This window comes from Citrobacter sp. Cpo221, from assembly GCF_030332345.1.
Classification (GTDB): Bacteria; Pseudomonadota; Gammaproteobacteria; order Enterobacterales; family Enterobacteriaceae; genus Citrobacter; species Citrobacter portucalensis.
The window spans coordinates 1-4,209 of the sequence record NZ_JAOWIA010000030.1 but is presented as its reverse complement, the minus strand read 5'-3'; the positions used below and the strand labels follow the sequence as shown (position 1 = coordinate 4,209).

The 4,209-nt window shown below is 50.5% G+C and carries 8 protein-coding genes; all 8 read right to left on the bottom strand.

Annotation, left to right across the window (positions count from 1 at the left end; genetic code table 11):
- Positions 1-195: 195 nt before the first annotated feature.
- The 8 genes from OGY72_RS04280 to OGY72_RS04245 all read right to left on the bottom strand — a co-directional run bounded on the left by OGY72_RS04280 (position 196) and on the right by OGY72_RS04245 (position 4,148).
- The gene (locus OGY72_RS04280) at positions 196-384 is read right to left on the bottom strand and encodes a hypothetical protein (protein ID WP_174588377.1); all 189 of its coding nucleotides are present in this window, start codon (positions 382-384) and stop codon (positions 196-198) included.
- Positions 385-562: 178 nt separating this feature from the next.
- Positions 563-1,252 (bottom strand): bacteriophage antitermination protein Q, encoded by a 690-nt coding sequence (locus OGY72_RS04275; protein ID WP_174588376.1) that lies wholly within the window; start codon positions 1,250-1,252, stop codon positions 563-565.
- Positions 1,249-1,386: a YlcG family protein gene (locus tag OGY72_RS04270; protein ID WP_016156248.1), complete on the bottom strand. Its 138-nt coding sequence runs from the start codon at positions 1,384-1,386 to the stop codon at positions 1,249-1,251. Before OGY72_RS04270 ends, OGY72_RS04275 begins: the two co-directional genes overlap by 4 nt.
- Positions 1,383-1,991, bottom strand: a complete 609-nt coding sequence (locus OGY72_RS04265) for a recombination protein NinG (RefSeq protein ID WP_286547016.1) — start codon at positions 1,989-1,991, stop codon at positions 1,383-1,385. The genes OGY72_RS04270 and OGY72_RS04265 overlap by 4 nt, the downstream gene beginning before the upstream one ends.
- Positions 1,992-1,993: 2 nt before the next feature.
- Positions 1,994-2,200: a hypothetical protein gene (locus OGY72_RS04260; RefSeq protein ID WP_234662406.1), complete on the bottom strand. Its 207-nt coding sequence runs from the start codon at positions 2,198-2,200 to the stop codon at positions 1,994-1,996.
- On the bottom strand, positions 2,200-2,796 hold the full coding sequence (locus OGY72_RS04255) for a DUF1367 family protein (RefSeq protein WP_286547014.1): 597 nt from the start codon (positions 2,794-2,796) through the stop codon (positions 2,200-2,202). The genes OGY72_RS04260 and OGY72_RS04255 overlap by 1 nt, the downstream gene beginning before the upstream one ends.
- Before the next feature lie 139 nt (positions 2,797-2,935).
- On the bottom strand, positions 2,936-3,103 hold the full coding sequence (locus tag OGY72_RS04250) for a YdcA family protein (RefSeq protein WP_071524449.1): 168 nt from the start codon (positions 3,101-3,103) through the stop codon (positions 2,936-2,938).
- 127 nt (positions 3,104-3,230) lie between these two features.
- Entirely contained in the window at positions 3,231-4,148 is a 918-nt protein-coding gene (locus OGY72_RS04245) for a hypothetical protein (protein WP_286547011.1), read from the bottom strand.
- Positions 4,149-4,209: the final 61 nt, after the last annotated feature.

Here is a 4,209-nt window from a genome sequence, read left to right as displayed (position 1 = left end):
CATATGAAAGTCTGCTGTAAATGGTGCTCATTCTGGTCATAGCCTCACCTCCGATTTTTCGGATGGCGCTGTGTGTGATGTAAGGGTCAGGCTGCACGGGCTGGATTTATCAACAAAGCACGTAGCGGATGATTCCCGTGAGCCTGAAATGAAAAATCCCCGGCGGGAAGCCAGGGATTGGATGTTTAGTGTTTTTTATTGCGGTGGCTGCAACGGCCCTTCTAGTACCTCAGCTTCACCGTTATGGCAGATGTCGTCACCTCTGGTTAGATGCCAGACTCCAGTGATCGTTTTACCTGTCTCCAGGTCTTCAAAAATCTCATTGGTAAAATATGCCACCTGAGTGGCCCCATTAAACTGGATCCAGTAAAACCCGTTATCCATATCCCCTCCTGTATGTATGGGGGAATTATACGGAACTAGTCTCAGAGTGGATTTAGAAATTCTTAAATCGCTATAAAGCAAAAAGCCCCACGGTGTTATCCGCAGGGCTTGAAAACTCACTGACTGCCAGTGCATACAACAATGGCACAATATCAGATTTACACGAAATATATGCTAATTAGTTCATTTCTGCAATACCTTGCTGATAATTTGCTGCCTTTTGTTGTGAACGTGATCGCGAAACATGAAGTAGCGCCTGGGAATCGAGTCCCTTATACAGGCTGATCATCGCATCGTAATGTTCCACGTAATTCTGAGACCAGTTTGTTTTATTAACGCCCACCAGCGCAGCCAGATCTCCATACTGATACGGATCCTTCCCGGATAATTCGCCTTTCACATCCTGCGCAGCAAGCCAGATTAGCTGACGCAACCGGTCGATAGTCTTCTTTGCCACCCTCTTTCCGGCCAGTTGCTGGCTGAACTGTTGCCACCCCCATTGAGTGATTTCCACCTGATAGCACCAGCGCACGTTCTCGCTATAGTTCCATAGCAGCCACGCTTTCTGGTGTTCTTCGAGTGACATCAGTGCGCGGCGCCACGATGCGGTGGAGTATTCAACCGGCTGCACCAGGGGAATATGCGAACCCTTGGCATGCGACTGCTTGCCCGGTATTGGCGGGTTATCCAGCGTAATCATTTCCCCGGTCACTTCATCCAGCACTCGAGGCTTTTTACGTTTAAACGTTCCCGTATCGAACTGCGCGTTTTCAAGCCACGCCATCAACTGCCCTTTCGTCGCACCACTTAAATCGGCGGTGGCCACCATCAACTGCTGGCGCACGTATTCGAGAAATTGAGTATTCATACTGCACCGCCTATGGTTTTGATGTAGTTCTTCAGTATTCGGTAATCCGTCAGCACAGAGCCCGGAAAGTGGTATAAGCGCAATCGTTGCCAACGAACGCGGAGGTGATCGGCAAAGTAGGATTCGAATGTCATGCGGCCTCCCTTGCTTTGACGAGTTGTCGCCTCAGCGCGCTGTAATGCTTTCTGATGGCTTCGAGTTCTTCGATGGTGTATCGGTGCGGGGTGTTATTGTTTTCGAGCGCCTCAACGCGTTCAGCCCCAATTTTCTCTATAAGACCAAGGCGGTACTGCTGCTGATTGCCCGACAGCTGAACGTTACAGTGGTGGCACTGTTTACTGATATTGTCTTCGTGATAGCGGAGATGTGACGCTTTCCCACGTGAGCGGTAATGCCCGGCTTCCCACTGGACGGTGTCGAACGTCCCACAACTGATGCATGGCAAATCATGGTCACGCTCGCGAATATAGTCATTGACGACGCGCTGGGTTAAATCCTCCCAGTGCTTCAGCGGCTTAACTGCAGCTTTACGCTGGCGCCAGGCGGCTCGCTCTTTCTTCTCAGTAGCGCGCTGTTTGGCGGACTCTTTGCGCTTAGCGTCTTCACGGGCTTTTCTGGTCTGCTCTTTTCCGACCAGGGTGGCGCACTCGTAGCAGCAGACCACCTGGCCGTCGCGGACCGGGTGGAACCACTCGCGGCATTCTTTGTTGGCGCACTTACGGCGCGGTAGCTTAGCCATGCTCAACCCCACACCCTGTTTTGCCAGACCTTACTCGGGCGCGGCGCTTTCTCGCTTTCCGGCAGCTGCACGCTGATAGTCCATGTAATGTTGTCGCGATTCAGGCTGCGCTCTACCGTGGCGCCACGACGGCGGTAACTGGCCACCAGCTCGTCGGCCTGTTCGGTTGTGCATTCGTGATGGTGAAACCAGGAATATTTCATCGCCATCACCCCGCAAAGCTCATGAGCTGTGATGCAGCGTTTTCGGCGTCATTCGCAGAGCGGAATTTACGACGCAGTATGTAATTCCAGAGAACGTTGAGCACCGACTGATAGACACCGTTAAATTCGGCATCATCCATGCTGGCAAAGGAAATTGATTTAGCGATTCTTCGACGGGATCCATCAGGCATGGTGTATTCGTCGTAGAAGCCAGCCTGAATGGTTGCCCACTCACGGAAGGATTCGAAGTGCTTGAGCAGAACAAGATCGCGGGAGCGTGTCAGGACGACAGTATTTAGATACATATCAGCGGCGTTATGGAGCGCATCTCGCTGCGTGGGATTTGATGACAGGAAATCAATATACCCGGATATTAGCGACCGTTCGGATTCCTCAATCAGCCCACCCGTTGGCGTCCAGTAGTGATAGCCAAGCGACAGCAACTTGAAGAATTTTTTGTGGAATGCGTAGTTACGCGGCTTGCGGAACTCGCCAGTGAGCAATTGCCCGGTTGGTAACAGTTGTAGAAATTCGCTGGTTCCGGGATCAAACGGAATCAGGGCGTTCTGGAAGGTCTTTTCAAAATACAATGGTTGCGCCATGGTTCTCTCCGTGGCGCATCAAGTTGTCAGTTGTTCAGGCTGACACTGACATTATGTACAGCTGATAATGGAAAATCAATGCAAGAAAAAACCCGCCGTAGCGGGTTTAATCTTGATGGTGAGTGCTATTTATTGATAACTATTTCTGGCAAACCTTCTTGGACTTGCTGATAGAGCCATCATTACAAACAAATTTTTCACCCGAACAATGCGATATTCCGCCTTTCTTACCTGAGCATGGCTTGTTTGCTGCCGTTGCTGTCAGTGAAAAAAGTGACACCAATAAAACAACAAGAACTTTCTTCATATCCCTATTCCCATCAGTAAAAGTAAGTGAATCGTAGCAGGGATCGATGAAGCGAAAAAGAAAACCCGCCGTAGCGGGTTATATTGTCGATATGGGAATTCACATATCGCTTGTATGGCAGGTTATATCAATCACCAGAGTCTACGAGCTTTTGCATAGTACCTGCGTAACGGGACATGCCGATTTCCAATGCTAACCTCACGTCCTGCTGCGGTGCTGCCGCGAGCATAGCCCTGTATGTCGGGTTAATTGCATCATGTTCGTTCATTGCTGCCCATCCTGCTTTATTCATAGCCTCCGTTGGCTCTTTTGGAACCAACTGCCAACCATCCGGAGTTGCCGGAGAGTTGCCAGCCGGTTTGAAGTTTGGCTTCGCATCCTGAACCAACAGGATGTAGCCATTCCTTGCTGTATCCAGTTCAGATATTTCAGTTACAGTGCCGAAATAACGATGGCCAGCATCTGCATCACAGGTGCTGACGTCTACTGATACTTCCATGCCTTCGATGTGTTTAAGCAACTCGTCAGTATTGATTGCTGGTTTATCGGTGGGAGTGTTCATATGGTTATCCCATGAACCAACTTCGTCCAGTTGTTCGGAATTACCGAACGACTTAAGCATGGCGGCGCGGCAAGCGTTCCAGCCCTCCCACATCCTAACGAAATCATGGGCTAACCATGCGGAATATGCCGTTACTGCATATCCGGTACCGCAGCGGGTGACATGCTTCGGCATTTTGAATGTTCGCTCGAATGCATCTCGCGGATCTTCATCCGGCACTACCGGCGCTCTCGGCTTGCCCTGGCTATCTGACGGCGCTAACGGAGCGTTTCTCAGTACAGTGGCCAGCATTTCAATATCTACTGGTGCAGGCTCAGCACCAAATGCCGCAATAGCCCCATCAATAACCTTCACAGCATCAGCCATTGCGTAGCCGAGATTCCCGCCGTCGCTTTGTGCTGCTGCTTTGCTGAGTATTTCGCTTATCTGGTGCAGGCGATTGAGTGATACAGGACCGTGCGCTGGGTGGTTGTTAGTTGTCATGGGTTAGTCCTCCTTAATCCCATTGCAAAACTGATGCGAAATATGCACCGCGACACGGCGA

Excerpts from the sequence above, each read along its gene's own strand:
- OGY72_RS04280 (WP_174588377.1), bottom strand. The coding sequence starts at position 384 with ATGGATAACGGGTTTTACTGGATCCAGTTTAATGGGGCCACTCAGGTG.
- OGY72_RS04275 (WP_174588376.1), bottom strand. The coding sequence starts at position 1,252 with ATGAATACTCAATTTCTCGAATACGTGCGCCAGCAGTTGATGGTGGCC.
- OGY72_RS04250 (WP_071524449.1), bottom strand. The coding sequence starts at position 3,103 with ATGAAGAAAGTTCTTGTTGTTTTATTGGTGTCACTTTTTTCACTGACA.
- OGY72_RS04270 (WP_016156248.1), bottom strand. The coding sequence starts at position 1,386 with ATGACATTCGAATCCTACTTTGCCGATCACCTCCGCGTTCGTTGGCAA.
- OGY72_RS04255 (WP_286547014.1), bottom strand. The coding sequence starts at position 2,796 with ATGGCGCAACCATTGTATTTTGAAAAGACCTTCCAGAACGCCCTGATT.
- OGY72_RS04265 (WP_286547016.1), bottom strand. The coding sequence starts at position 1,991 with ATGGCTAAGCTACCGCGCCGTAAGTGCGCCAACAAAGAATGCCGCGAG.
- OGY72_RS04245 (WP_286547011.1), bottom strand. The coding sequence starts at position 4,148 with ATGACAACTAACAACCACCCAGCGCACGGTCCTGTATCACTCAATCGC.
- OGY72_RS04260 (WP_234662406.1), bottom strand. The coding sequence starts at position 2,200 with ATGGCGATGAAATATTCCTGGTTTCACCATCACGAATGCACAACCGAA.